General features: G+C 70.6%; 24 protein-coding genes and 2 tRNA genes. 10 read left to right on the forward strand and 16 right to left on the reverse strand.

The annotated features are described in order from the left end of the window. Positions 1-220: 220 nt before the first annotated feature. The 4 genes from rsrA to EF387_RS28725 form a co-directional block, all read right to left on the reverse strand. On the reverse strand, positions 221-553 hold the full coding sequence (gene rsrA, locus EF387_RS28710; RefSeq protein ID WP_128379531.1) for a mycothiol system anti-sigma-R factor: 333 nt from the start codon (positions 551-553) through the stop codon (positions 221-223). After that, positions 550-1,224, reverse strand: coding sequence for an RNA polymerase sigma factor SigR (gene sigR, locus EF387_RS28715; protein ID WP_202918395.1), 675 nt, complete (start codon positions 1,222-1,224; stop codon positions 550-552). The genes rsrA and sigR overlap by 4 nt, the downstream gene beginning before the upstream one ends. Before the next feature lie 279 nt (positions 1,225-1,503). Then, a complete protein-coding gene (locus EF387_RS28720; protein WP_128379533.1) occupies positions 1,504-2,139 on the reverse strand; it encodes an alpha/beta hydrolase family protein in 636 nt (211 codons plus the stop codon). 431 nt (positions 2,140-2,570) lie between these two features. Then, entirely contained in the window at positions 2,571-3,386 is an 816-nt protein-coding gene (locus EF387_RS28725) for an SOS response-associated peptidase (protein WP_128379534.1), read from the reverse strand. 120 nt (positions 3,387-3,506) lie between these two features. Here EF387_RS28725 and EF387_RS28730 point away from each other — a divergent pair, with 120 nt between their 5' ends. The 4 genes from EF387_RS28730 (at position 3,507) to EF387_RS28745 (ending at position 7,192) form a co-directional block, all read left to right on the forward strand. After that, a complete protein-coding gene (locus EF387_RS28730; RefSeq protein ID WP_128379535.1) occupies positions 3,507-4,229 on the forward strand; it encodes a M50 family metallopeptidase in 723 nt (240 codons plus the stop codon). 139 nt (positions 4,230-4,368) lie between these two features. Continuing rightward, positions 4,369-5,709 carry a 3-phosphoshikimate 1-carboxyvinyltransferase gene (gene aroA, locus EF387_RS28735; RefSeq protein WP_128379536.1) on the forward strand — a complete coding sequence of 447 codons (1,341 nt, stop codon included), beginning with the start codon at positions 4,369-4,371 and terminating at the stop codon, positions 5,707-5,709. A gap of 18 nt (positions 5,710-5,727) precedes the next feature. Continuing rightward, entirely contained in the window at positions 5,728-6,738 is a 1,011-nt protein-coding gene (gene rsgA / locus EF387_RS28740) for a ribosome small subunit-dependent GTPase A (protein ID WP_128379537.1), read from the forward strand. Between the two features lie 130 nt (positions 6,739-6,868). After that, on the forward strand, positions 6,869-7,192 hold the full coding sequence (locus EF387_RS28745) for a DMT family transporter (RefSeq protein ID WP_128379538.1): 324 nt from the start codon (positions 6,869-6,871) through the stop codon (positions 7,190-7,192). A gap of 210 nt (positions 7,193-7,402) precedes the next feature. Here EF387_RS28745 and EF387_RS28750 read toward each other — a convergent pair whose 3' ends face one another. Next, positions 7,403-7,996: a TetR/AcrR family transcriptional regulator gene (locus tag EF387_RS28750; RefSeq protein ID WP_128379539.1), complete on the reverse strand. Its 594-nt coding sequence runs from the start codon at positions 7,994-7,996 to the stop codon at positions 7,403-7,405. A gap of 186 nt (positions 7,997-8,182) precedes the next feature. On the opposite strand from EF387_RS28750, the gene hisN reads away from it, so the two are divergent. The 3 genes from hisN to EF387_RS28765 all read left to right on the forward strand — a co-directional run bounded on the left by hisN (position 8,183) and on the right by EF387_RS28765 (position 10,162). After that, positions 8,183-8,974, forward strand: a complete 792-nt coding sequence (gene hisN / locus EF387_RS28755) for a histidinol-phosphatase (RefSeq protein ID WP_128379540.1) — start codon at positions 8,183-8,185, stop codon at positions 8,972-8,974. Positions 8,975-9,156: 182 nt separating this feature from the next. Further along, positions 9,157-9,546 carry a CBS domain-containing protein gene (locus EF387_RS28760; RefSeq protein ID WP_128379541.1) on the forward strand — a complete coding sequence of 130 codons (390 nt, stop codon included), beginning with the start codon at positions 9,157-9,159 and terminating at the stop codon, positions 9,544-9,546. Between the two features lie 199 nt (positions 9,547-9,745). After that, a complete protein-coding gene (locus EF387_RS28765) occupies positions 9,746-10,162 on the forward strand; it encodes a Fur family transcriptional regulator (protein WP_128379542.1) in 417 nt (138 codons plus the stop codon). Positions 10,163-10,367: 205 nt separating this feature from the next. Here EF387_RS28765 and EF387_RS28770 read toward each other — a convergent pair. From EF387_RS28770 to EF387_RS28785, 4 genes are all read right to left on the reverse strand, one after another. Further along, a tRNA-Met gene (locus EF387_RS28770) sits at positions 10,368-10,441 on the reverse strand. A gap of 88 nt (positions 10,442-10,529) precedes the next feature. Beyond that, a complete protein-coding gene (locus EF387_RS28775) occupies positions 10,530-12,362 on the reverse strand; it encodes a tetratricopeptide repeat protein (RefSeq protein WP_128379543.1) in 1,833 nt (610 codons plus the stop codon). A gap of 171 nt (positions 12,363-12,533) precedes the next feature. Then, a tRNA-Met gene (locus tag EF387_RS28780) sits at positions 12,534-12,607 on the reverse strand. Between the two features lie 44 nt (positions 12,608-12,651). Then, positions 12,652-15,597, reverse strand: a complete 2,946-nt coding sequence (locus tag EF387_RS28785) for a UPF0182 family membrane protein (RefSeq protein ID WP_202918400.1) — start codon at positions 15,595-15,597, stop codon at positions 12,652-12,654. Between the two features lie 163 nt (positions 15,598-15,760). Between EF387_RS28785 and EF387_RS28790 the strand changes: the two genes are divergently transcribed. After that, positions 15,761-16,303 carry a PPA1309 family protein gene (locus EF387_RS28790; RefSeq protein ID WP_128379545.1) on the forward strand — a complete coding sequence of 181 codons (543 nt, stop codon included), beginning with the start codon at positions 15,761-15,763 and terminating at the stop codon, positions 16,301-16,303. Between the two features lie 199 nt (positions 16,304-16,502). On the opposite strand, the gene EF387_RS28795 is transcribed toward EF387_RS28790, so the two are convergent. The 4 genes from EF387_RS28795 to EF387_RS28810 all read right to left on the reverse strand — a co-directional run bounded on the left by EF387_RS28795 (position 16,503) and on the right by EF387_RS28810 (position 19,994). Further along, positions 16,503-17,600 carry a YlbL family protein gene (locus tag EF387_RS28795; RefSeq protein WP_128379546.1) on the reverse strand — a complete coding sequence of 366 codons (1,098 nt, stop codon included), beginning with the start codon at positions 17,598-17,600 and terminating at the stop codon, positions 16,503-16,505. A gap of 208 nt (positions 17,601-17,808) precedes the next feature. Continuing rightward, positions 17,809-18,027: a hypothetical protein gene (locus tag EF387_RS28800; protein WP_128379547.1), complete on the reverse strand. Its 219-nt coding sequence runs from the start codon at positions 18,025-18,027 to the stop codon at positions 17,809-17,811. Positions 18,028-18,220: 193 nt separating this feature from the next. Beyond that, a complete protein-coding gene (locus EF387_RS28805) occupies positions 18,221-18,682 on the reverse strand; it encodes a molybdenum cofactor biosynthesis protein MoaE (RefSeq protein WP_128379548.1) in 462 nt (153 codons plus the stop codon). 148 nt (positions 18,683-18,830) lie between these two features. Beyond that, the gene (locus EF387_RS28810; RefSeq protein WP_128379549.1) at positions 18,831-19,994 is read right to left on the reverse strand and encodes an SDR family oxidoreductase; all 1,164 of its coding nucleotides are present in this window, start codon (positions 19,992-19,994) and stop codon (positions 18,831-18,833) included. A gap of 191 nt (positions 19,995-20,185) precedes the next feature. Between EF387_RS28810 and EF387_RS28815 the strand changes: the two genes are divergently transcribed. Continuing rightward, positions 20,186-21,625, forward strand: coding sequence for a zinc-dependent metalloprotease (locus EF387_RS28815; RefSeq protein WP_128379550.1), 1,440 nt, complete (start codon positions 20,186-20,188; stop codon positions 21,623-21,625). Then, the gene (locus EF387_RS28820; RefSeq protein ID WP_128379551.1) at positions 21,622-22,170 is read left to right on the forward strand and encodes an NUDIX hydrolase; all 549 of its coding nucleotides are present in this window, start codon (positions 21,622-21,624) and stop codon (positions 22,168-22,170) included. The genes EF387_RS28815 and EF387_RS28820 overlap by 4 nt, the downstream gene beginning before the upstream one ends. Positions 22,171-22,305: 135 nt before the next feature. Here EF387_RS28820 and EF387_RS28825 read toward each other — a convergent pair whose 3' ends face one another. Genes EF387_RS28825 through EF387_RS28835 form a run of 3 tightly spaced genes read right to left on the reverse strand, consistent with a single transcriptional unit; the run spans position 22,306 to position 25,398 of the window. Next, complete coding sequence (locus tag EF387_RS28825; protein WP_128379552.1) at positions 22,306-23,058, reverse strand: AIM24 family protein; 753 nt, start codon at positions 23,056-23,058, stop codon at positions 22,306-22,308. Positions 23,059-23,086: 28 nt separating this feature from the next. Then, positions 23,087-23,764, reverse strand: coding sequence for an AIM24 family protein (locus EF387_RS28830; RefSeq protein ID WP_128379553.1), 678 nt, complete (start codon positions 23,762-23,764; stop codon positions 23,087-23,089). A gap of 8 nt (positions 23,765-23,772) precedes the next feature. Beyond that, positions 23,773-25,398 carry a TerD family protein gene (locus EF387_RS28835; protein WP_128379554.1) on the reverse strand — a complete coding sequence of 542 codons (1,626 nt, stop codon included), beginning with the start codon at positions 25,396-25,398 and terminating at the stop codon, positions 23,773-23,775. Positions 25,399-25,508 lie beyond the last annotated feature (110 nt).

Raw genomic sequence — 25,508 nt, forward strand, 5'->3', positions numbered from 1 at the left:
ATCTGGAGACCGGTGGGCGGGGACCCGGGCCCGATCAGGACCGAGATCTGGAGACCGGTAGGCGGGGACCCGGGCCCGATCAGGACCGAGATCTGGAGACCGGTAGGCGGGGACCCGGGCCCGATCAGGACCGAGATCTGGAGACCGGTAGGCGGGGACCCGGGCCCGATCAGGATGGGGATCGGGCCGAACGTACGCGGGCCCGAGGCCCGGCCGGGAGTCAGGACTCCTGGGAGGTGACCGGCCCGGTCGGCGTGGCCGACGGGGCGGCTGTCACATCGTGCTCGGGCACCGTCTGCCCGGAGCGGATCAGCTCGATCCGGCCCATGACCTTGGCCCGCAGGTCGGTGGGCACGTCGTCATGCCCGCAGCAGCGCTTGACCAGCTTCTTCACGGCCTGCTCGAGCCCGTACTTCTCCAGGCACGGGGAGCACTCCTCGAAGTGCACCTCGAACTTGGTGCAGTCCGCGTCCGGCATCTCGCGATCGAGGAACTCGTAGAGATGGTCCAGGACTTCACTGCAATCCGTCTCGTGCGGCTCTCCGCAGCTCATGAGCCCGAGCCTTTCGCTTCGTTCGACTCTCCGGCGCCGGCCGGGACCAGTCCGCGATCACGCGCGTAGTCCTCGAGCATGCCGCGCAGTTGACGGCGGCCCCTGTGCAGCCGGGACATCACCGTACCGATGGGTGTCCCCATGATGTCCGCGATCTCCTTGTACGCAAAGCCCTCTACGTCGGCGAGGTAGACGGCGATGCGGAACTCCTCGGGGATCGCCTGGAGCGCTTCCTTCACGTCCGAGTCGGGCAGGTGGTCGAGCGCCTGCGACTCGGCGGAGCGCAGGCCCGTCGACATGTGCGACTCGGCGCGCGCCAGCTGCCAGTCCTCGATCTCCTCGGCCGCACTGCGCTGAGGCTCGCGCTGCTTCTTCCGGTACGAGTTGATGAAGGTGTTCGTCAGGATCCGGTACAGCCACGCCTTGAGGTTGGTGCCCTCACGGAACTGGTGGAAGGACGCGTACGCCTTGGCATACGTCTCCTGCACCAGGTCCTCGGCGTCGGCCGGGTTACGCGTCATGCGCAGCGCGGCCGAATACATCTGGTCGAGGAATTCCAGCGCGTCCCGCTCGAAGCGCGCACTGCGCTCGGCCGACGACTCCGCACCCTCGGGCTGCCCCTCCGCCTGGCCGTGTTCGGTCCCTGCGTCGGTCCCAGTGACCGGACCCACCTCCTCCAGAGTCTGTGTGGAACCGAAACCGGTCCCACTCGAATCGGAGGATAGACGACCTGCGGTCGCGACGGCGTGCCGATCCGGTCCGCCCGGTGCCCGGAGGGGCGCGTTCTTCGCCACGTGCAGCACGGACCAGTCCAGGTCAGCGGTGCTGCGGCGGCTCGGGCAGATGGTCGAACCCATGCGGTGGACTTCCTCTCCCAATGGCTTCGGCGGTACGTGTCCGTACCGTCTGCTCGCACAACAGAAGTCCGACCGTCGGCATTCCCGGGGCCGTCACCCCAGGCCCGTGACCCACTTCACCACCGCGTCGGTGATGATCCGCAGCGCCTCGTCCTGGCCGAGGGCCGCGCGTTTCGGCGCGGCGAAGCCATGATCGCCGTAGGGCACCTCGACGAGTTCGTAGGGGCCGGCCGGGAACTCCTCCGGCTTCCCGAACGGATCGTTGCCGCCCTGCACCACGAGCGTGGGCACCCGGGCCCCGAGGAGTTCCTCGGCGCGGGACTTCTCGGGCCTGCCCGGCGGGTGCAGGGGGAAGCTCAGCGCGAGCACGGCGGCGGCGCCGAGCTCCCGCGCCGTGCGGCACGCGACGCGGGCCCCGGCGCTCCGCCCGCCCGCGACGACGGGCACCCCCGGCGCGGCGAGCGCCGGCCAGATCCCCCGCCACCCCTCGTCCAGCGTCCTGGGCGCCGGGGCGACCTTCTTGCCGGCCACCCGCCAGGGCTGCTCGACGAGCGCGACGCTCACGCCCTGCGCGGGCAGGACACCGGCGAGGGCCACGAGGTCCCGGGCCTCGATCCCGCCGCCGGCACCGTGGCCGAGGGCGAGGACGAGCTCGGGCTGCTGCTTGGTGCGGTGCCAGGTGATCCGGGCGATCCCGGCCCCGGTCTCCACGGTCTCGTTACGAGTCACAGAGCCACGGTAATCGCGGGACGGCCGCTGCCCGGCTTCCCTCGGCCCGGGGAGTCCGAGGACGCGGCCGTCCAGGCCGACGGGGGGCTTGGGACGGAGCCCCCAGGAACGAGGCTGTCCAGGCCGACGGGGGGCTTGCGGGCAGCGCCCCCAAGAACGAGGCCGTCCAAGCCGACGGGGGTCTGGGGGCGGAGCCCCCAGGACGGGACGGGAAGGGGCGGAGGGGGCGAACAAACCCTGGCCCGGTCGACCCACCACGCCCCCGCGGCAGCCAGCCGGCCCGACCCCTCCCCGGCGGGAGCGGGCATCCCCTCCCAGGCCCAGCCGACCCGCCCCCACCCGGCGCAGCCGGAACCGTCCTCCCCCGGGGAACCCGACCCCGGAAACCCAAGAGAGCGAGCCCCGAAGAAAGCGAGCCCCTCAGAAGATCCTCAGAAGAGGGTCCCCACCTCCGGCCCCTCCAGCTCCTTCAACAACTCCGGCCCGTTGTTGCGCACATTGCTCACCGCCGTGGACACGGGATACGCCCGCATCAGCCCACCGGGCGGCGGCGCGAGCAGCCCGCGAAGGTCCTCGACGTCCGTCCGGGCCGGGTCCAGCCAGGCGTCCCACCGGTCCGCGGTGAGCATCAGCGGCATCCGCGGGTGGATGTCGGCCAGGGAGCGCGGTCCCTCCGCGGGCGCCACCGCGAGCGGCGCGCTCTCCGCCTCCGTAGTGATCACCGAGCACGTCACCCACCACGCCTGCGGGTGCTCGTCCGGCAGCGTCCTGTCCCGCCAGAACTCGTACAGCCCGGCCATGGCGAAGATGGACCCGTCGGCGGGAAGCACGAAGTACGGCTGCTTGCGCGGGCGCTTCTTCTTGCCCTCGACCTCGAGATCGCGCTCCTGCTGCCCGGTGACCCACTCGAAGTACCCGTCGGCGGGGATGATGCAGCGCCGCGAGGTGAACGCCCGCCGGTACGAGGGCTTCTCGTGCACCGTCTCGGCGCGCGCGTTGATCATCCGCGCCCCGCCCTCCGGAGTCTTCGACCAGGACGGCACCAGCCCCCACTTGAGCCGGCGCAGCTGGCGAACCGGACGCCGGTCGTCGGCGTCCTTCAAGGGACGGTCGAGGACCGCGTAGACCTCCTTGGTCGGGGCCACGTTGTAGTCGGGCGCCAGGGTCTCCTCCGGCTCCCACTTCTCGACCTCAAAGATTCCTGCGAGATCCTCGGGCCTACGACTTGCCGCATACCGTCCGCACATACGTGCAACACTGCCAGATTCCGCGCGACCAGTAGCCCCCGTTGGACCACTAACCCGGTCACGACCAGTAGCCCCGTTGGACCAGTAATCCGGTCAGAGCAGTAGGAGCCCCGCCCACCCATGGACACCACCGCAGCCACCTCACTCAGCGGCCTCTGGGACCAGGTCTTCGGCACGCAGCCCGACCCGGACACCTGGGTCGTGCTCGCCACCGCCGCCGCCGCACTCGCGGTGGTCGTCCCGCACCGCATATGGCGGCTCGCGCGCAACGCCATCACCATCGCCCATGAGGGCGGCCACGGCCTGGTCGCGCTGCTCACCGGCCGCACGCTCACCGGCATACGACTGCACTCGGACACCAGCGGCCTGACCGTCAGCCGCGGCAAGCCCACCGGCCTGGGCATGATCCTCACCGCGGCGTCCGGTTACACGGCTCCCCCGCTGCTCGGCCTCGGCGGCGCCGCCCTGCTGGCCGCGGGGCACATCACCGCCCTGCTGTGGCTCGCCACGGCGCTGCTGATCGTGATGCTGGTGATGATCCGCAACGCGTACGGCGCGCTCACCGTGGTGGTCACCGGCGGTACCTTCCTAGCGGTGTCCTGGCTCGCCGGGCCGCAGGTGCAGGCGGCGTTCGCGTACGCGGTGGTGTGGTTCCTGCTGCTGGGCGGCGTACGGCCGGCCTTCGAGCTGCAGGCCAAGCGGCGCCGCGGAGGGGCCGGAGACTCGGACGCGGACCAGCTGTCGCGGCTGACGAACGTCCCGGCGGCGATGTGGCTGTTCCTGTTCCACGCGGTGTCGCTGTGCTCGCTGCTCGGCGGCGGAAGGTGGCTCCTGGGGCTGTGAGGCGCCCCCTGGGGCGCGGGTCCGTGCCGTCGACGGCTCCGCCGCGTGGGCACGACCTGCCACAACGGGCCCGCAGCCGATGGACGACCCGCGTTCCCGGCCAATCCCGGCGGCGCGTACCCCCACTAAAGTGGGGCGCATGACCGTTAACCCCGCACACACCGCCCCCTGGCCCGCCCCGCACGCGAGCGGAGCCGTCGACGCGACGGTCCACGTGCCCGGGTCCAAGTCGGTCACCAACCGCGCGCTGGTGCTGGCCGCGCTCGCCTCCGAGCCCGGCTGGCTGCGCCGCCCGCTGCGCTCCCGGGACACCCTGCTGATGGCGGCCGCCCTGCGCGCGATGGGCGTCGGCATCGAGGAGACGGTGTCGTCCAGCTCGCCCGTCGCGGGGGGCGCCGTCGGCTCCGGCGAGGCCTGGCGCGTCATCCCCTCCAACCTGCACGGCCCGGTCACGGTCGACGTCGGCAACGCGGGCACCGTGATGCGCTTCCTGCCGCCCGTGGCCACGCTCGCCGACGGACCCGTCCATTTCGACGGCGATCCGCGTTCGTACGAGCGTCCGCTGCACGGTGTGATCGACGCCCTGCGGTCGCTGGGTGCCCGGATCGACGACGACGGCCGGGGTGCGCTGCCGCTGACGGTGCACGGCTCGGGCGCCCTGGACGGCGGCCCGGTCGCCATCGACGCCTCCTCGTCCTCCCAGTTCGTCTCGGCGCTCCTGCTCTCCGCTCCGCGTTTCAACCAGGGCGTCGAGGTCCGGCACACCGGCGCGACGCTGCCGTCGATGCCGCACATCCGGATGACCGTCGACATGCTGCGCGCGGTGGGCGCGCAGGTCGACACCCCGGAGTCGGGCGGCGAGCCGAACGTCTGGCGGGTCACCTCCGGTGCGCTGCTCGGCCGTGATCTGACGGTCGAACCGGACCTGTCGAACGCCCAGCCGTTCCTGGCCGCTGCGCTGGTGACCGGCGGCAAGGTCGTCATCCCCGACTGGCCCGCGCGCACCACCCAGCCCGGCGACCAACTCCGGGAGATCTTCACCGAGATGGGCGGATCCTGCGAACTGACCGACCGCGGCCTGGAGTTCACCGGTTCCGGGTCCGTCCACGGCATCGACGTGGACCTGAGCGAGGTCGGCGAGCTGACCCCGGGCATCGCGGCGGTCGCGGCCCTCGCCGACGCGCCCTCCACCCTGCGCGGCGTCGCCCACCTCCGCCTCCACGAGACCGACCGGCTGGCGGCGCTCACCAAGGAGATCAACGAGCTGGGCGGTGACGTCACCGAGACCGCCGACGGTCTGCACATCCGTCCGCGTCCGCTGCACGGCGGGGTGTTCCACACCTACGACGACCACCGCATGGCGACCGCGGGCGCGATCATCGGCCTCGCGGTCGAGGGCGTGCAGATCGAGAACGTGGCGACGACCGCCAAGACCCTGCCCGACTTCCCCGAACTGTGGACCGGGATGCTCGGGGCGTAGGGACGCAGGGACACCGCCATGCGCCGTTACGGCAAGCACACCGACGAGGACGACATCCGTTCGCGCCCCAACCGCCGGGGCAACCGCCCGCGCACCAGCATCCGGCCCAAGCACGAGGACGCCGCCGAGGGCATGGTCCTCACCGTCGACCGGGGGCGGCTGACCTGCCTCGTCGACGACCGGGTCATCATGGCCATGAAGGCTCGTGAGCTGGGCCGCAAGGCGGCGGTCGTCGGCGACCGGGTGGCCCTGGTCGGCGATCTCTCCGGCAAGAAGGACACCCTCGCACGGATCGTCCGTATCGAGGAGCGCAGTTCGGTGCTGCGCCGCACGGCCGACGACGACGATCCGTTCGAGCGCGTGGTCGTCGCCAACGCCGACCAGCTCGCCATCGTCACCGCCCTCGCCGATCCGGAGCCGCGCCCGCGCCTGATCGACCGCTGTCTCGTCGCGGCCTACGACGGCGGCCTGGAACCCCTGCTGGTGCTGACCAAGTCGGACCTGGCCCCGGCCGACAAACTCCTGGAGCTGTACGGCGACTTGGACATCCCGTACGTGGTCACCAGCCGGGACGAACTGGACGGAGGCGGTGCGGCGGAGCGGGTCCGCGAACATCTCGACGACCGGATCACGGCGTTCGTCGGGCACTCGGGGGTGGGCAAGACGACGCTCGTCAACGCGCTCGTCCCTCAGGACCGCCGCCGTACCACCGGGCACGTCAACGCTGTGACGGGCCGTGGCCGGCACACCACCACGTCCGCGCTCGCGCTGCCGCTGTCCGACACCGACGGCTGGGTGATCGACACCCCGGGCGTCCGTTCCTTCGGTCTGCACCACGTGGATCCGGCGCGGGTCATCCACGCCTTCCCAGACCTGGAGTCCGGCACCGCGGACTGCCCCCGGGCCTGCAGCCACGACGAGCCGGACTGCGCGCTGGACGCGTGGGTCGCCGAGGGGCACGCGGATCCGGCCCGGCTGTACTCGCTGCGCAGGCTGCTCGCGACGCGTGAGCGGAGGGAAGGCGACTGACCGGGCGCCGGGAACGCGACTGACCTCCGCGTTGTTTGCACGTGAGGCACGCCGGTAAATGCATACTCGCACCAGCCGGACGGAAGACGGACGAAGCGGTCACGGAACGTGCTGACAGGGAGGACGAGACATGGCGTGGCTGCTGGTCATCGTGGCCGGACTGCTGGAGACCGGTTTCGCCGTCTGTCTGAAACTCTCACACGGTTTCACCAGACTCTGGCCGACCGTCGCCTTCTGCATCTTCGCCCTGGGCAGTTTCGGCCTGCTGACGCTCTCCTTGAAGAAACTGGATGTGGGCCCCGCGTACGCGGTCTGGACGGGGATCGGCGCGGCGGGCACCGCGATCTACGGCATGGTGTTCCTGGGGGACCTGGTGTCCACCTTGAAGATCGTCTCGATCACGTTGGTGATCGTGGGAGTGATCGGCCTGCAGTTGTCGGGGTCGGCGCACTGATCCGGGTCGGCGTACTGAGAGGACTCGTGCGGCGGCTGCGCCCTCGATGGGCGCGGGGCTGTGACCGTGCGGCTCCGCCGCGCGGGCACGACACGCCACAACTGGCCCGCAGCCGCCCCGCCCCACCGCGCTCGCTCCCGGGCCAGTGACCGTACGCCGCTCCTCGACGGGCAGACGCTGCCTGCCGGGGCACCAGGGCGAACGGCCGACCTATCGAAGCGCTTCCCGGACGAGGGACGTGGCCCCGCCCTCCCCCGGCGGAGCCGCGACACACGACAACCCCAGCCGGACGGCGACCTCGCAGCGCCGGATCAGCTCGCCAACCTCCTGTTTCGGCATGCCCGGCCCGACCAGCGCGGCGACGGCCCGGTCCCGTACCAGCGCGACGAAGTCCGCGGGCGACGGCAGCGGACCGTCGGCGCGCCGCTGGGCCGGCACCGCCGACGAGGACGGCACGGCCGACAGCGTCGGTGACGGCAGCCGCTCGGTCCAGCAGCCGGTCAGCATGGCCTTGACGAGCGCGTTGCCCCGGGCCGCCGACGCGGTCCACTCGGCGGTCGCGGCGAGCCGCTCGCGGGCGTCCGTATGACTCGTCAACGCCCGCTCCACACCCGCCAGATACGCGTCCGCCTCACGGCGCACCAGGGCGCGGGCCAGCCCCTCCTTGCTGCCGAACTCGTTGTAGAGCGTCTGCCGTGACACCCCCGCCATGGCGGCGACGTCCACCATGCGCACCCCTGACCACGGCCGGCGCGCGAGCGCCGCGTACGCGGCGTCCAGAAGGGATTCCCGCGCTGCTGGCATGACCGCCTCCCCGGGCGAGCGACTCCGGTGCCAGAGTTGACGCGCGCAGAGGCAGTGTCAAGGGTTTGCGGCAGCGCCCGGGGGTGTGTACCGGCTACCGCGCGCCATGATCATGGTCCCTCGCGCACGGTGATGATCACCTGGTCCGTATGGCCCCGGCCGGAGCAGGATCGATACTGTTCGCTCATGCCCGACTATCTCGATGATCTGCGCCTCGCCCACGTCCTCGCGGACGCCGCCGACGCCGCGACGATGGCCCGGTTCAAGGCGCTCGACCTCAAGGTCGAGACCAAGCCGGACATGACTCCCGTCAGCGAGGCGGACAAGGCCGCGGAGGAGCTGATCCGCGGGCAGCTCCAGCGTGCCCGGCCGCGGGACGCCATCCTCGGCGAGGAGTACGGCATCGAGGGCACGGGCCCCCGTCGCTGGGTGATCGACCCGATCGACGGCACCAAGAACTACGTCCGCGGTGTGCCCGTGTGGGCCACGCTGATCTCATTGATGGAGGCGGGCCCGGGCGGCTACCAGCCGGTGGTGGGCGTGGTCTCGGCCCCCGCGCTGGGCCGGCGCTGGTGGGCGGCGAAGGGGCACGGCGCGTACACCGGACGGAGCCTGTCCTCGTCGTCCCGGCTGCACGTCTCACGGGTCTCGAAGCTGGCCGACGCATCCTTCGCGTACTCCTCGCTGACCGGCTGGGAGGAGCTCGGGCGGCTGAACGCGTTCCTGCACCTGACCCGCGAGGTCTGGCGCACCCGCGCCTACGGCGACTTCTGGCCGTACATGATGGTGGCCGAGGGCTCGGTCGACATCTGCGCCGAGCCGGAGCTGTCGCTGTGGGACATGGCGGCGAACGCGATCGTGGTCACGGAGGCCGGCGGCACCTTCACCGGACTGGACGGCCGCCCGGGCCCGCACAGTGGCAATGCGGCGGCGTCGAACGGTCTGCTCCATGACGAACTGCTGGACTATCTGGCCTGATGCCCCGGGGGCGCGCGATGCACGTGGCCTCACGTATGAGCCCCCGTCCGCTCTCTTGTTGACTGCCGGTTTACCTGCCACCCTGGGAGTCCGCCCACTTGTGAACTTGTGCATTGCTCAACAGGCGCCTCCGGCGCCGGGCCTCCACAAGCGCACGGACCCTCAGGAGGTGGCTCAAGTCCATGCTCGTCCGAGACGCCATGAGCAAGGTGATCCTGACCATCGGCCCCGCCCACACACTCCGCCAGGCCGCCGCACTGATGTCCGCCCGCCGGGTCGGCGCGGCCGTGGTGTTCGATCCCGACACCAGCGGCCTCGGCATCCTGACCGAGCGGGACATCCTCAATTCCGTAGGTCTCGGGCAGAACCCGGACCAGGAGCACGCCCACGCCCACACCACCACCGACGTGGTCTTCGCCACCCCCTCCTGGACCCTGGAGGAAGCCGCCACGGCCATGTCCAACGGCGGCTTCCGCCACCTGATCGTCCTTGACGGCGACGGGCCGGTCGGAATCGTCTCGGTGCGCGACATCATCCGCTGCTGGGCCCGAACCGGACAGCTGGTGAGCTGACCCGACGAGCCACCGGTCGGCCACGAGAGGGCCGGACATTGCACGAGATACCGGCCAGAGGGCCGGATCCCGCACAAGAGATACGGGAACCCGGCCCTCCACAGCCATTTCCAGCCGACACTGGACATTGTCCAAGTCGCATTGAGGTCCAAAGTCACACCCGTTCGGGAACTGGTCCGTTTGCTGTTACTCTGTTCCTATGAGTGACCTGTTGGAACGACTGCGCGGACGAGGCTGGCGCATGACCGCGCAGCGGCGCGTCGTGGCCGAGGTTCTCGACGGCGACCACGTACACCTGACAGCCGACGAGGTGCACGCACGCGCGGTCGCGAAGCTCCCCGAGATCTCCCGGGCGACCGTCTACAACACCCTGGGCGAACTGGTGTCGCTCGGGGAGGTGCTGGAGGTCGCCACGGACAAGCGCGCCAAGCGCTACGACCCCAACGCCCACCGGCCGCACCACCACCTGGTCTGCGCCCAGTGCGGCGCGATCAAGGACGTGCACCCGACCGGCAACCCGCTCTCGGACCTGCCCACCTCGGAGCGCTTCGGCTACACCGTCTCGGACGTCGAGGTGACGTACCGCGGCCTCTGCCCCGACTGCACGGCCGCGTAGCACCCCCGCACCAGAAAGCCCCGGCGCCCTTTCGTGGACGTCGGGGCTTCTCGCTGACTCCGCACCGACTTTCGCCTCCGTGCCGGCTTCGCTTCGTTCCGGCATCGTTCCGCGTGCGGCTTTCCCGAATCCGACCGTGAGTCACAGCCCGTAACAGCGGCGAAGGGCCCGGATCCTTGATGGATCCGGGCCCTTCGGCCATGAGTAGCGGGGACAGGATTTGAACCTGCGACCTCTGGGTTATGAGCCCAGCGAGCTACCGAGCTGCTCCACCCCGCGTCGGTGAACGCAACGTTACGTCACCACGGGGAGCAGCGCAAATCGATTGCTGTCAGGGGCGGCTCGCGGGAGTTCGCGAACGAGCGCCTCAGGCTGACAACTCCTGTCGCAGGGCGTCCCGCAGCCGAGCCGCCCGCTCGCCGACCTCGGCCGGTCCCAGCGAAACAGCCCGGTCCGCCCATTTCTGCCCTTCCGCCAGCTCCCCCTGACGCGCATAGACAAGCGCGAGCCGGAGCGCGGCCCGGCCGTGTCCCGCATCGGCGGCCCGTGTCCACCACAGCGCGGCCTCCGGCTCGCTCCCCTCCCGGGCCAGCAGCAGCCCCAAGTTGAACGCCCCGTTGCGGGAGCCCGCCTCGGCCGCCTCGCGGTACCACCGGGCGGCCTCCACCACGTCACCCCGGGCGGCGGCCAGCATCCCCACCCGGACCTGGGCCCGCCGGTGCCCCTGTGCAGCGGCTCGCTCGTACCACTCCTCGCACTCGCTCTTCTCCTGGGCCGGCTCCCCCAGTTCATGTGCGGGCGGCGGCGGACGGCGCGCGTCGAGCACGGCGGCCAGCCGGTACGCGGCCTCCGCGCTGCCGCCGCCCGCGGCGCAGCGCAGATGCCGCTCGGCGGCCGCCTCGTCGCCCTCCCGGAGCCGGGCGATCCCGACCTGGAGCGCGGCCTCGGTGTGCCCGGCGGCCGCGGCCCGCTCGTACCAGCGCAGCGCGGTGGTCTCGTCGACCCGTCCGGCGTACAGGATCCCGAGGTTGAACGCGGCGTCCACGCTCCCGGCCTCGGCTGCCTTGGAGAACCACGGCTCCGCCCCGGCGGCGTCCCCGACCTGGAGCAGCAGGATCGCCAGGGCGTTGGCTGCCTCACGGTGCCCGGCGTAGGCGGCCCGCCGGTACCACTGCTCGGCCTGAGCGGTCCGCCCCTGCTCAGCGCAGAGGAGGCCAAGGTTGTAGGCGCCGTTGACGTCACCGGCGTCCATGGCGGCGCGGTACCAGCGCTCGGCGGTCTGGGTCTCGCCGCGCTCGGCGTGCAGCGCTCCCAGCGCGTTGGCCGCGTTGCCGTCGCCGTCCTGAGCGGCCTTCAGCCACCACACCGCGGCGCTCTCGGTGTCCCCGGCGTCGCGCAGCAGGAAGCCGAGGGCGCAGGCGGCCCGCGCCTCCCCGTCCCTGGCGGACGTCAGGTACCAGCGCCCGGCCTCCTTGAGTTCGCCGCGCTTCTCCAGGATCGCCCCGAGGTACAGTGCGGCACGCCGGTGCCCGCGGGCCGCGGCCTGCCGGTACCACTGCTCGGCCTCTTCGGCGGCGGACGACCCTTTCCCGCCGTCCTCCTCCGCGCCCTCGGTCTCCCGTACGAGACCACGGTCGGTCTCACGGGCCGCCCTGCGCTCGAGCACCCGTGCCAGCCGGTAGGCGGCCTCTCTGTGCCCGTGCTCGGCGGCCAGCCGCATCCACCGCTCGGCCGCCGGGTCACCGCGGTGCTCCAGCAGGTCGGCCAGTGCGTAAGCGCCCAGCACATGGCCCTGTTCGGCGGACTGGCGCAGCCAGTACTCGGCGGCGGGCTCGTCGCCGCGCTCGCGGTGGTGGCGGCCCAGCGCGTGGGCCGCGGCGGAGGATCCGGCGACGGCGGCGATGCGCCACCAGCCCGCGGCCTCTTCCGCGTAGCCGCGGGAGTGCAGCAGGACACCCAGGTTGTTGGCGGCGGCCCGGTCTCCGGCGGCGGTGGCGGCGCGCAGCAGGGGCTCGGCTCCGTCGAGGTCGGCACGGCGCAGCAGCATGGCTCCGAGGACGCTCGTCGCTTCGACGTCGCCCGTTTCGGCGGCGAGTCGAAGGCGTGCCTCCTCGGCAGCCTCGCCGGTCTCGTCCCGGTCGGAAGACTGCACAAACCGCCCTGTCTCCAACAGAGTCGCCTTGTCCCCCATAACGTCCATCGTCGCACCACCTGCAACCCGGGTACACCTGGTATACCGCAGCCAGTGAGGTCACTTCAGCGTTTTGTCGACATGCCCACAGAGAGACAAGTCAAACACAGGTCGGCCAACTCTCGGTGCAGGGACGCGCGAAGGCCCGGATCCTTGGAGGATCCGGGCCTTCGTTTCCAGTAGCGGGGACAGGATTTGAACCTGCGACCTCTGGGTTATGAGCCCAGCGAGCTACCGAGCTGCTCCACCCCGCGCCGTTGTTCGGCAACCGTATCACGGCGCGGGGAGGTGCCTTTCATCAGCCGCCGGCGCTCTTACTGGGGCTGGGGCTGGGACTTGAGCGGGCGTTCGGGCTGCCGCTGGGACTCGGACTGGCGCCGCCGCTGCCCTTTTCCGCTTCGGCCTGTGCCTCCTCGGCACGCGTCAGCGCGTCCTGGAGGTCCTTCTGGGCCTCGCCGTACGCCTGCCAGTCGCCCTTCTTGAGCGCTTCCTCACCGGCCTCGTAGGCCGCCTGAGCGTCCGCGATGGCCCGCTCCAGGTCGGTGCCGCCCGTCGGCGGTTTCGGGGTGTCACCGTCCTCCGGTGGCGGCTCGGGGGTGTCCTCGCCCTCCACGCCGAAGACCGCGTTCAGCCCTTCGGCGAGCGTGTCCTTGAAGACGGTCTGGTCGCCGTAGGCGACACCCACCTTCCGCAACAGCGGGTAGTTGGACGTGCCACCCCGTGCGTACACCGGCTCGATGTAGAGGAACCCGCCGTTGAGCGGCACGGTCAGTAGATTCCCGTACTCGATGTCGGAGTCGGTGCCCCGGAGGTTGCGGACGAACTCGGCGACATCGGCGTTGCTGTTGAGCTCGCTCTGCACCTGTTGCGGGCCCCGCACCGTGGAGGTCACTCTCAACAGCCTTATCGTGCCGTAGTCCTTACTGGCCGCATCGGCGTCCACCGCCATGAACGCCCCCAGGTTCGGGCGCCCGTTGGGCGTGAACGTCGTGGTCAGCGAGAACTGCTGCGCGGTCTGGCCGGGCATCTTCAGGCTCAGGTAGTACGGCGGAACCGCGCTGCTGTCCTTGTTGGTCGGGTCGTCCGGCACCTGCCAGGCGTCGCTGCCGCTGTAGAACTGGGCGGCGTCGGTGACGTGGTAGCGGGTGAGCAGCTCCCGCTGGACCTTGAAGAGGTCCTGCGGGTAGCGCAGGTGCTCCATCAGCGAGTCGCTGATCTCACCCCTCGGCTGCACGGTGCCCGGGAACGCCTTCATCCAGGTCTTCAGGACCGGGTCCTTGGTGTCCCACTGGTAGAGCTTGACCGAGCCGTCGTACGCGTCGACGGTCGCCTTCACCGAGTTGCGGATGTAGTTGACCCGGTTCTGCTGCGCGACGACCGCGCGCTGATTGTCGGTCAGTGAGTCCGCCGTGGTGTCTCCCAGAGTCGTGCGGGAGGCATAGGGATAACCGTTGGTCGTCGTGTAGGCGTCGACGATCCACTGGATGCGGCCGTCCACGATCGCCGGGTAGGCGTCGCCGTCGATGGTCAGCCAGGGTGCCACGGACTCGACGCGCTCCTTGGGCATGCGGTTGTAGAGGATTCGGGAACCCTCGCCGATCGCGCCCGAGTAGAAGATCTGCGGCTCGCCCAGGGCGACCGCATAGGCGGCGCGGTTGAGCGGGTTGGACAGGTTGACCCCGCTCTTGCCCTCGTAGCTGGTGGTCTTCTCGCCGTTCTCCTCGTAGTCGAGCTCCTTCTGCGGACCGCCCACGATCGAGTACTGCTCGGTCTTCTCGCCGTAGTAGATCCGCTGCTGGTACTCACCGAGGTCGCCGTCGGTCGGCAGACCCGACTCGGAGAAGTCCGGGGAGCCCGCAGGGTCGGAGCCGGTGGACGTGCCCCTGGCCGCGACCATGCCGTAGCCGTGCGTGTATGTGAAGTGGTCGTTGATCCAGTTGCGCTTGGGGATGCCGTCGATGTTCAGCTCGCGCAGGCCGATGACGGTGTCCTGCTCCTTGCCCGCGGCGTTCGTGTACCGGTCGACATCCAGCGTGGACGGGAACTGGTAGTACTTACGCTCCTGCTGGAGCTGCTGGAACGCCGGGGAGACGACATTGGGGTCGATCAGCCGGTAGCTGGCCGCCGAGTCCGCGTCCTTGCGGATCTGCTCGGCGTTCCCCGTGCCGCCCTTGCCCGAGTAGTCCGTGACCTTGGCGTCGTTGATGCCGTAGGCCTCGCGCGTCGCCTTGATGTTCTTCTCGATGTACGGCGCTTCCTTGGCCTGCTCGTTGGGCTGGACCTGGAACTTCTGGACGATCGCGGGGTAGAGCCCGCCGATGAGGATCGCCGAGAGCACCATCAGGCCGAAACCTATGACGGGCAGCTGCCACGTGCGCCGCCACAGGGTCGCGAAGAACAGCAGGGCGCAGATGACCGCGATGCAGAACAGGATCGTCTTGGCGGGCAGGTACGCGTTGGCGTCGACGTACCTCAGGCCCGTCCAGTTCCCGGTCGCCTTGAAGTCGCTGGACTTCACCGCGAGTCCGTACCGGTCGAGCCAGTAGGCGACCGCCTTCAGGGCGACGAACAGGCCGAGCAGCACCGAGAGATGACCGGTGGCCGCGGCCGTGGCGCGGGCTCCTGGAGAGGTGATGCGCAGGCCGCCGTAGAGGTAGTGCGTGAGGGCGGCGGCGATCAGCGAGAGCACCGCGGCGGCGAAGCCGAAGCCCAGCAGGAAGCGGTACCAGGGCAGGTCGAAGGCGTAGAAGGAGACGTCCAGCTGGAACTGGGGGTCCTTCTGGCCGAACGGAACGCCGTTCACCCACATCAGCCAGGTGCGCCACTGGCCGGAGGCGGAGGCTCCGGCGATCAGGCCCACCAGGGAGGTGATCCCGACCAGCAGCCACTTCTTGTGCGGCGCGATGCCCATGCGGTACCGGTCGAGGCTCTGCTGCTCCATCGACATGGCGCTCAGCGGCGGGCGCAGCCGGTGCGCCAGCCAGATGTTCACGCCGACCGCTGTCGCCATCAGCAGACCGAAGACGAAGAAGAGACCGATCTTGGTCCACAGAGTGGTGGTGAAGACCGAGGAGTACTTCACCGACCGGTACCACAGCCAGTCCGTCCAGAACCCCGCGAACATGACGAACGCCATGCCGAGGACGGCAAGGACGCCCAGTGTCATGAGCAGGGTCCGGACCCGCCGGGACGGTCGGCCCACTCTGATCCGTGGCCCCGTCGGGCCTCCGCCGCGGTCCGGCATCTGGAAAGCCAAGGTGGCACCTCGAAGTTCGCTGTTGATCCGTCAGGCCCCCGTGATCGCGGACCATCCGTCAGGCCCCGTGATCGTGGGGCCTCACCTATGCAACTTACTCACGCTTTACTCGGTTCCCGGATCCGGGAACGAACGAGGCAGGATTGTGACCATGTCCAACACTCCCATGGCAGCGAGCCCGCTCACCCGGGCGGTACTCGAGATCGACGAGTACGCCTCCGGCCTCGGCTGGGACCAGCCCGCCCGCCTCTTCGCCCTCGTCGACACCGCGCGGCTCAGGTCCCAGGAACCCGCGCTCGCGGCCCAGCTCGGCCTCCAGGACGAGCCGGAGACCACCGGTCTCACCCCCATCGAGCAGGACGAGCTCCCGGCCGGCCGGCCGCTCGACGAATTCCTCGGCACCATCGCCTGGCCGGAGGCGGTGGCCGGCTGCGCCCTGACCGTGGAGCGGCTGATGCTGCCGCCGTCCGCGGAGGCGTCGGTCCCGGAAGGCCTGGACGAGGCCGGGCTCGCCAAGTGGGTCGCCGAGCACCCGGACCGCCAGGAGGTCCGGATGACGGTGGCCGTGCTCCGCGACGGCGCCCGGGAATCCGCCCTGCGCCTGCGGGAGAAGGACTCCCCCACCGAGGTGCTCACCGGTGCGAACCTCGTACCCGGCCTGGCTGAGGCACTGTCCGCGACGTTCGCGGAGTAGCCGGGGAAGGGTCTCCGACGTTCGCGGAGTAGCCGGGGAAGGATCTCCGTGGGGCGGCCCGGCCGGACCGGTACGGCGGAAAGGCTCCGCTGGGACCGGTCTCCGGGCCCGCCACGGGCAGGGTCCCCGGGATCGCGAGTGTTCCCGGGCGCCCACCGGCCGGCCCTCGCCGGTGCCTACGGCGGTACCGGTACCGGTTCTAGTTGGTGGTGCACTTCGGCAGCGCCGAGGTGTCACCGCTGCGGATGTCCTTCAGGGCGCCGAGTGCGTCGTCGATGGTGCCGACCTTGACGAGCCGGAGGCCCTCCGGGACGTCCTGGGCGGCCGCGGCGCAGTTCTCCGCGGGCGTCAGGAAGTACTGCGCGCCCTTGTCGCGCGCCCCGACGGTCTTCATCTCGATGCCGCCGATCGGCCCGACCTTGCCGTTGTCGTCGATGGTGCCGGTGCCGGCCACGAACTTGCCGCCGGTGAGGTCGCCGGGTGTGAGCTTGTCCACGATCCCGAGCGCGAACATCAGCCCGGCGCTGGGCCCGCCCACGTCGGCCAGCTTGATGTCGATGGTGAACGGGAAGGTGTGGTCCGTCCCGGCCTGGATGCCGACGATCGCCCGGTCCTTGTCGGGCGCCTCGCCCGACTTCCGCGTGGTGATCGTGATCTTCTGCGTCTTCGTCGCCGTCCGCTTCTCCTTCTCCGCGGCGGCCTGCTCCTTGGCGGGCACGATCGTGAAGACCACGTCCTCACCGGCCTTGTGCTCGGTGACGAGCTTCGCGACGTCGTCGGGCTGCTTGACCGCCTTGCCGTCCACGGCCTTGATCACGTCCCCGGCGTGCAGCTTCCCCTCGGCCGGAGTGTCCTTGAACACCGTGCGGACGATGACCCACGACTTCACCGGGATCTTCAGCTCCTTAAGGGCCGCGACCTTGGCGCTCTCCTGGGACTGGCTGAACTCCTCGGCGTTCTCCTGCGTCGACTGCTCTTCCGTCTTGCCGTCGGGGTAGAGAGTGTCGTGCGGGACGATCTTGCTGTCGTGCGCCAGCCACCCGTAGACGGCCTGCACCAGGTTCATCTTGTAGTCGGCGCTGGTGACCCGGACCGTCGTCATGTTCAGATTGCCGTCCGCCGGATACGTCTTGCGGCCGGAGACCTGGAGCACCGGCTCGCCCCCGTGCTCCCCCAGCGTGTTCACCGTCGGTCCCGGGGTCATCTCCGAGTACGGGACTTTGATGAACACTCCCGCGCAGAGCAGCACGATGAGCATCAGGGTGGAAGCGAGCATCGTCGCGGTGCGGCGTGGCATGGAACGACAGTACGGGACCACGCTGAGAGCGCACCGCCGGGGCCGTCCGTACGGGAGGACCGGGACACGCGGGGACAGGACGAGGCGGCCCTCTCAGGAGCCGACGAGGCGGCCCTCTCAGGAACCCCTGCGGCGACCCGCCTGCGAACCCCTGGGGCGACCCGCTCGGGAGCCGCCCCGGAGGCAATCCGCTGGGGAGCGCGCTTCCTCAGGCCGCGTCGGAGCGCGAACTCTCCACGTGCGAGATATCGGACACATGCGACACATTCGACACATGTGACCGCTCCATGGCCTCACGGAAGCGCGCATAACCCGCGAGCTCGGGTCCGTCACCGCTGGACTTGCGATGGCGGCCGGCCCAACTGCCCCATAAACCCGCACCGATGGCAGCCAAGACAGGAATCAACAACCACGCGAGCGCCGCCATGCCGACCTCCCAACCCCATGAGCGACCGTGACTGATCAGCAGACTAATCATCCACCAGATCAACGCTCTCGGCAGGGGTCGGGTTACGCAACCGGAACACCCTTCAGGCGTATTGATGGGCCTCGAAGAGGCTCCCATGCCTCACCAGGAACATCGCCCCCAGAAGGCACCACACCTCACAGGAGTCCGTGCCTCAGCAGGCGCCCACCCACTCCTCGGTCCCGTCCGAGAACCTCTGGTGCTTCCAGATCGGCACCTCGTGCTTGAGGTCGTCGATCAGCTTCCGGCACGCCTCGAAGGCCTCACCCCGGTGCGGACACGACACGGCGACGACCACGGCGAGGTCGCCCACGCGCAGGTCGCCCACGCGGTGGACGGCGGCAAGCGCCCGCACCGGATAGCCGGCGACCACCTTCTCGGCGATCCGCCGCATCTCGGCCTCGGCACTGGGATGGCAGGAGTACCCCAGTTCGTCGACGTCGGCGCCACCGTCGTGGTTGCGGACGGTCCCCACGAAGAGCGCGGTCCCGCCGGCCGCGTCGTCCCCGACGGCCCGGAAGACCTCGTCGAGGGAGAGCGGCGTCTCCCGGATGGCGATCAGCCTGATGGGATCCGCGGCGGCCTGCTCGCCCGGGTGCTCATGCATGGAAGCCATGCCCCCATCCTGCTACAAACCACCGCCCCTGTGACCGGTCGCGCCTTCTTCGGGGCAGCGACGGGATCTCGACGGAGCCTCGACGGTACCTCCACCGGAGCATCGATGGTCCGCCGGCCGGGACATCGACGCCGCGCCGGTGCCGGATTCAGATCCGCCGCCGGGCCTTCCGGGCCCTCCGCACCAGAGCGGCCGTTCCCAGGAGCGCCACGGTCGCCCCCGCGGCCCCCGCCGCCGTCGCGTCCTTGCGCCCGAGCCGCCGTCCCGCCACCGTGTGCCGGCCCGCGACCTCCTCCAGCAGCTCCGCCAGCACCTCCTCGTTGGTCCACTGGGGACGCCACCCCGCGTCATGGAGCCGGCTCCCACTGACCACCCAGGGGTACATCGTGTAGGCGAGGTCCCCGGCGGGCGACGGCGTCAGACCGATCCGGTGCAGCCGGGCCGCCGCCCCCAGGGCGACCGCCGACGGCAGTTCCATGCGGCGGATCCCGCTGAGTTCCTCGACCTCCTCCTGCTCCAGCCATCCCTCGCAGCCGACGGCCAGTTCCCCGTCGACCTTCTCCAGGACGGCGTACTCCATGGCACTGCACAGGTCCTCGACGTGGCAGAACTGCCAGGCGGGCCGCGACCCGGCCACCACCAGGAGGCGGGGCGACTCGAAGTACCGGGTCAGCGCGGTGTCGGTGCCGCCGACCAGCACGGCGGGGCGTACGACGGTGACATTCAGCCCGGGATGCGCCCGGGGCGCGCGCCGTGCGAGCCGCTCGATCTCCAGCAGGTCCCCGACCCCGGTCGCCTCCGCGGTCGCCCGCAGCTCGGCGTCCTCGGAGAGGGGCAGCTCGTTGTCGGGCAACGCCCCGTAGACCATCGCGGAGGTGCAGAGCACCACGCGGGGCACCCCGGCCGCGGCGGACGCGGTCAGCACGGTCTGGGTGCCCCGTACGTTGTACGCGGTACGGGCCGCGGCGTCGGTTTCGAGGTCGAGGTCGAGCGCGAGGTGCACCACGACGTCGGCGCCCCGCAGCTTCTCGGCGATGGCCGGATCCCGTACGTCGAGGATGTGCCACTGCGCCGCCGCGCATTCGCCGCGCCGCTCGTCGATGGCCACGACCTGCTTGATCTCTTTGCAGGCGGCGAGCCGCTCGGTGAGCAGCGCGCCCACACCGGAGGCGGCACCGGTGACCGCGACGACGGGTCCGCGGACTGTCGTCGACTCGCCGGCGCGAAGCTCCGCCGTCGACGGTCGGTGGTCGGGTGACGGGCGTGCTGTTTGGTTTCGCGCTGCGCGAACCTGCGGATCTGGGGAACTCACCAGGCGTCTCCAGCGGTTGTCTTCAGTAGGGGCGCGGGTGACGCGTACCTACCAGGTGGCATCCATCCTGCCGCAGGCCAGGAGTCGGCGAAGCACCAAGACCCGATCGGGCTCTTGGTGTCTACGCTGGGTGGTGTTGTCGGGCAGCCGCCGTCGGACCGGCCGACGGCCCTTACGAGCCGAGGAATCCCGTGAGTGACACCCCATTCGGATTCGGCCTTCCGCCGGAGGAGCCGGACGACGGCGACGAGGGCAAGAAGAAGGACCAGCAGAGCGGTGGTGGTCAGGGACCGGCCAACCCGTTCGGTTTCGGCTGGCCCGGAGCGGGCGGCGCCGGGGCCGACAACCCCCTCGCCGCGATGTTCGGTTCCCTGAACCCCACGGACCTGGGGGCCGCCTTCCAGCAGCTGGGCCAGATGCTCTCCTACGAGGGCGGCCCGGTGAACTGGGACATGGCCAAGCAGATCGCCCGCCAGACGGTCTCCCAGGGCACCCCGGACGGCATGAAGGACTCGAGCGTCGGCCCCGCCGAGCGCTCCGCGGTGCAGGACGCCGTCCGCCTGGCCGACCTCTGGCTGGACGACGCGACGTCGCTGCCGTCCGGCGCGGGCACCGCCGTGGCCTGGAGCCGCGCGGAGTGGGTCGAGGCGACCCTGCCGGTCTGGAAGGAGCTGGTCGACCCGGTCGCCGAGCGCGTCGGCGCCGCCATGGGCGACGTCCTCCCCGAGGAGATGCAGGCCATGGCGGGCCCGCTGATCGGGATGATGCGCTCCATGGGCGGTGCCATGTTCGGCACGCAGATCGGGCAGGCCGTGGGCGTGCTCGCGGGCGAGGTGGTCGGTTCCACCGACATCGGTCTGCCCCTGGGCCCGGCCGGCCGGGCGGCGCTGCTGCCGGTGAACGTGGAGGCGTTCGGCAGGGACCTCGGCATCGCCAAGGACGAGGTGCGGCTGTACCTCGCCCTGCGGGAGGCAGCCCACCAGCGCCTGTTCGCCCATGTCCCGTGGCTGCGCTCGCACTTGTTCGGTGCGGTCGAGGGCTACGCACGCGGGATCAAGGTCGACACCGCCAAGCTGGAGGACGTGGTCGGCCAGCTCGACCCGTCCAACCCCGAGCAGCTGCAGGACGCCCTCCAGCAGGGCATGTTCCAGCCGGAGGACACCCCGGCCCAGAAGGCCGCACTGGCCCGTCTCGAGACGGCCCTGGCGCTCGTCGAGGGCTGGGTGGACGCGGTGGTCCACGCCGCCGCGAAGCCCCGTCTGGCCTCCGCGGACGCCCTGCGCGAGACGCTGCGCCGCCGCCGTGCTTCGGGCGGCCCCGCCGAGCAGACCTTCGCCACCCTGATCGGTCTGGAGCTGCGCCCGCGCCGGCTGCGCGACGCCTCCCGCCTGTGGGCCTCGCTCACGGACGCACGCGGGGTGGACGGCCGTGACGCGCTGTGGGCGCATCCGGACATGCTGCCCACCGCCTCCGACCTGGACGATCCGGACGGCTTCGTCCACCGCGAGCAGCTGGACTTCTCCGAGCTGGACAAGATGCTCGGGGAGGCCGCCGACGGCCCCGCCGCAAAGCCGGACCTCAGGAAGAAGGACGACGACAAGGGCGACGGCACCCAGGACGACGCCGAGTGAGCCTCTATGACGACGCGGTCCTCGTACTCAAGGGACTTCCGGGACTCAAGGGACTCCCAGGAGACGAGGGCCAGGAAGAGCTGCGTCAGGTGTATCTCGATCACCTGTCCGAGCACCCCGACGGCATGTGGAAGGCCTGCACGGCCGGGCACGTCACGGCGAGTGCCCTGGTGATCGATCCCGCGCGCGGGCGGGTCCTGCTGACACTGCACCGCAAGCTGAAGATGTGGCTGCAGATGGGCGGCCACTGCGAGCCGGGCGATCCGACGCTGACCGCGGCGGCGCTGCGCGAGGCGACCGAGGAGTCGGGGATCGAGGACCTGACGCTGCTGCCGGGAGGCCCCGTGAGGCTGGACCGGCATCCCATTCCGGCGCCGTGCAATTGGCATCTGGACGTTCAGTACGCCGCGCTCGCCCCGGCGGGCGCGGACGCCGCGATCAGCGACGAGTCTCTCGACCTTCGCTGGTTCGCGTACGACGACGTCGCGGCGGTGGCCGACGAGTCGGTCGTACGACTGCTGGAGGCCGCGCGCGCGAGGCTCTGACGGGGTTTCCGCGGTCCCCCGTTCTCCGGACCCCGGTTCTCGGGTGTTCCGGCTCTCCGGAGGGCTCTCCTGAAGCACGGTGAGGGGCGGTCGCCGGTGGCGCCGCCCCTGACCGAGAAGGCCCGCAGGCCGGCGTCAGTTGCGGCTGCCGCCGAGGGAGTTGCCGCTGAGCCCGCCACTTCCCATGCCGAACTGCCCGAGCAGTCCCGAGGTGCGCAGGTGCTGGGGCGGCAGCAGCTCGCTGGGCTGCACAAGAACGTGACCCGTTCCGGAGAAGTGCATCTCCCAGCCCTCCCCGGTGGAGCCGCGACGGCGCCACACGGCGGAGGTCGAAGTGGGCGCCTGGAGCTGGGTCCGCAGGGACGTGGACCACGCGATGACCGCGTCCGCGTCCGCGCAGATGTTCTTCTGCGGGGTCACCTCGAGGACCAGCGGCTCGCCCGAGGTCATCAGGACGACCTGCCCGGAACCGGAGAGTTCCAGGTTGTACGCCCCCGCCGAGGCCACCTCGACCGCGCTGTCCACGGCGACGATGCCGACGCCGAGGGAACCGTCGAACGCGAGGACCGAGGAGCTGTCGACGGTGATGCCGCGGCCGACCTCCATAATGTGCAGGTGCTGCGCGAAGTTGGCGAGGTAAACGATCCCGCTGCCCTTGCAGCGCATGAGTTCGAGCCGCTCGCCGGTCATGCGCTCGACGTTGCGCCAGTTGCGGCTGCGGTACTGGCTGTCGAACTCCACCTGCCCCTCGAAGGCGACCATGGCTCCCTGCCGGGCCAGGACGGGGCTGCTGCCTCGGGTGACGTCGGTCTTGAGCAGCTGCGGGTTCTGCAGTGTGTAGCGCTCGGTGGACTCCACCGGGATGTGCGCGAAGAGTGTGCTGTGCATGGTGTGCTGGTGCTCCTCTCAGCCCCGGTCAGCCACGGATCTTGAAGCGGTCGCCGGTGTCCTCGCTGGGCTGGACGACCACGAAGCCCTGCCCCTTGAAACCGATCTGGAAGGCCTCTCCGCTGCCCCGGCCGATCAGGGCGCTCGCCTTGACGGTGCGGCGGGCCTTCATGTCGAGGCCGTCGGTCCAGGCGATGAGCGCGTCCGGGTCGACGTAGGTCTCCCGCTCCGCGCAGTCGAGGGAGATCGGCAGGCCACGGCTGACCAGGGCGACCCACCCGGTGCCGCGCACGACGAGGTTGGTCAGGCCCGAACCGGAGAGCTTCGCCATGCCCTTGACCGGCTCGATGGTGAGTTGCAGCGAGGTGTCGCAGGCCAGCAGCGTCGCGCCGTTGACGGACAGTGCCTCGTTGTTCAGGTGGACGACGAGGACGTCGCCTCCGTAGTCGGCGAGGTAGAGGTCTCCGTCACCGCGGCACAGCATCAGCCTGCCGCCCTCTCCGGTGACCATTTCCTCTGCGCTGCGGCGCAGTGTCGCGGGCGGAGCATCGAACTGCACGTAGCCGTCGTACGCGATCATCGATCCGGCCTTGGCGTACAGGTCCTGCCCGCTGATCATGGTGACCTTGAGGGTCTTGGAACTGTGCACGCTCATCCGGACGCCGGTGGCCGCGGAGCGCTGCGCGTGGAGTGTCTGGAGGTCCATGGACTGCCTCACACCTCGAAGGGCTGGACGACGACGAAGTTGCCGGGGGCACCGCGGAACTGGAGGTTCACTGCCTCCGCGCTCTGCCGGGCGTACCCGGAGCGGCGCAGCCGGAGCGAGGTCGTGGTGACGGCCTGCGCACCGGCGGACCAGGCGATGACGGCGTTGCCGTCCACATAGGTGGCGGGGCCCACGGGCAGGACCACGGGCACGCCGCGGGTCTTGACGACGACCGCGCCGGTGCCGGAGAACAGCATGCTGAACAGGCCGCCGCCCGGCAGACCCGCGCCTTCGATGCGGCGGATCTCGGTGTCCAGTGCCTCGTCGAACGCGAGGACACCGCGCGCGCTGGTGTAGAGCTGCTCGCCCTGGAGGCGGATGACGAAGAGACGGCTGGCCTCGTCGGCGAGGAACACCTCGCCGTCCCCTGAGCAGCGCATCAGGGACATGCCCTGGCCGGTGAGCTGCCCGGTCAGCTTGCCGAGCAGTCCGGAACCCTTGTGGGCGAAGTCGATGTCGCCCTGGTAGGCGACCATGCTGCCCTGCTTGGCCAGGATGTTCGCGCCCTTGGTGAGGGTGGCCCGCACCAGCTCGGTGTTCTGCTCGGTCCAGCGGTCGCCGACGGGTGCTTCGGCGTACTTCGTCAGGACCACGCGAAGGCCCGCTTCGGCTGGGACCGGCGCGAGCGCCGTGGCACCGCCGAAGGGCTGGGCCTGGCCTGGGAAGGCCGCGGGGGCGCCGGGAGGCGTGAAGGGACCGCCGACGGGGGCGGAGGTGCCGGGCGGCGTGAACGGACCGCCGGTGGGGGCGGCGCCGGGCGGCGTGAACGGTCCGCCCTGCGGGGCGGTCCCCGGTGCGGGCGGGGCCGCCGGTGGCGGCACGCTGCCGGCGGGCGGTGTGTTCAGGGACGCGGCGATGGTCTGCGCCGCGTGCACCGAGGGCGAGGGCGCCGAGGCGGGCGGCGGGGTCGTCGCTCCGGGGGGCGGCGCGAAGCCCTGTGCGGGAGCCGGCGCGGGGGCCGGTGCGGGCGTGCCCGGCGGGGCGAACGCGGGGGGCGCGAAGCCCGGCGCGGCTCCGGCCTGCGGCTGCTGCGCGGCGGGCTCCTCCTCGGCGACCTCTCCGCCGAAGTTCTTCAGAAGCGCGTCGAGACCACCGTCGAAGCCCTGGCCCACGGCAGCGAACCGCCACACGTCCTTGAGGTAGAAGTCGCCCAGCATCACCGCTCGTTCGGTGGAGAACTCCGAACCGTCGAAGGAATACCGGGCCACCTCCTCGCCGCCGGCGACGATCCGGATGTACCCGGGGGCGATCTGTGACATCTGCCCGGCGCCGTCGATGGTCGCCGTGAACGACAGCTTCTGGATCTTCGGCGGGATCTTTTCGAGTGTCACACGGAACGATTCCGTGTCGCCCGCCTGGGTGCCGAGCAGCTGAATGGAATCCTCGGGGGTCTTCGGCTGGTTGAAGAAGACGAAGTACCGGTCGTCCGAGAGCTTTTCGTCGGCATCGAGACCGAAGCAGCTGATGTCGAAGGTCAGTCCGGGGCCGGAGATCTGCACGCCTACGTACAGATCCGTGCCCGCGGTGAGGTCACTGATCTTGGCCTTGTGGCCGCGCTGGAATTCCCTGGCCATGCGTTTTGACCGTCCCCCATCCCGTATTGCGAGTGCGTCGCGCCAGGCTAACGGCAAATCACGGCCGGGGAAGAAGCCGGTACAGACCCGGTACACAATCTCCTATCTGA

Origin of the sequence: Streptomyces cavernae, assembly GCF_004023625.1 — a bacterium.
Taxonomy (GTDB): Bacteria; Actinomycetota; Actinomycetes; order Streptomycetales; family Streptomycetaceae; genus Streptomyces; species Streptomyces cavernae.

Coding starts and splice junctions, on each gene's coding strand:
- rsrA (WP_128379531.1), bottom strand. CDS start 553: ATGAGCTGCGGAGAGCCGCACGAGACGGATTGCAGTGAAGTCCTGGAC.
- EF387_RS28725 (WP_128379534.1), bottom strand. CDS start 3,386: ATGTGCGGACGGTATGCGGCAAGTCGTAGGCCCGAGGATCTCGCAGGA.
- EF387_RS28730 (WP_128379535.1), top strand. CDS start 3,507: ATGGACACCACCGCAGCCACCTCACTCAGCGGCCTCTGGGACCAGGTC.
- aroA (WP_128379536.1), top strand. CDS start 4,369: ATGACCGTTAACCCCGCACACACCGCCCCCTGGCCCGCCCCGCACGCG.
- rsgA (WP_128379537.1), top strand. CDS start 5,728: ATGCGCCGTTACGGCAAGCACACCGACGAGGACGACATCCGTTCGCGC.
- EF387_RS28745 (WP_128379538.1), top strand. CDS start 6,869: ATGGCGTGGCTGCTGGTCATCGTGGCCGGACTGCTGGAGACCGGTTTC.
- EF387_RS28750 (WP_128379539.1), bottom strand. CDS start 7,996: ATGCCAGCAGCGCGGGAATCCCTTCTGGACGCCGCGTACGCGGCGCTC.
- hisN (WP_128379540.1), top strand. CDS start 8,183: ATGCCCGACTATCTCGATGATCTGCGCCTCGCCCACGTCCTCGCGGAC.
- EF387_RS28760 (WP_128379541.1), top strand. CDS start 9,157: ATGCTCGTCCGAGACGCCATGAGCAAGGTGATCCTGACCATCGGCCCC.
- EF387_RS28765 (WP_128379542.1), top strand. CDS start 9,746: ATGAGTGACCTGTTGGAACGACTGCGCGGACGAGGCTGGCGCATGACC.
- EF387_RS28775 (WP_128379543.1), bottom strand. CDS start 12,362: ATGGACGTTATGGGGGACAAGGCGACTCTGTTGGAGACAGGGCGGTTT.
- EF387_RS28785 (WP_202918400.1), bottom strand. CDS start 15,597: ATGCCGGACCGCGGCGGAGGCCCGACGGGGCCACGGATCAGAGTGGGC.
- EF387_RS28790 (WP_128379545.1), top strand. CDS start 15,761: ATGTCCAACACTCCCATGGCAGCGAGCCCGCTCACCCGGGCGGTACTC.
- EF387_RS28795 (WP_128379546.1), bottom strand. CDS start 17,600: ATGCCACGCCGCACCGCGACGATGCTCGCTTCCACCCTGATGCTCATC.
- EF387_RS28800 (WP_128379547.1), bottom strand. CDS start 18,027: ATGGCGGCGCTCGCGTGGTTGTTGATTCCTGTCTTGGCTGCCATCGGT.
- EF387_RS28805 (WP_128379548.1), bottom strand. CDS start 18,682: ATGGCTTCCATGCATGAGCACCCGGGCGAGCAGGCCGCCGCGGATCCC.
- EF387_RS28825 (WP_128379552.1), bottom strand. CDS start 23,058: ATGCACAGCACACTCTTCGCGCACATCCCGGTGGAGTCCACCGAGCGC.
- EF387_RS28830 (WP_128379553.1), bottom strand. CDS start 23,764: ATGGACCTCCAGACACTCCACGCGCAGCGCTCCGCGGCCACCGGCGTC.
- EF387_RS28835 (WP_128379554.1), bottom strand. CDS start 25,398: ATGGCCAGGGAATTCCAGCGCGGCCACAAGGCCAAGATCAGTGACCTC.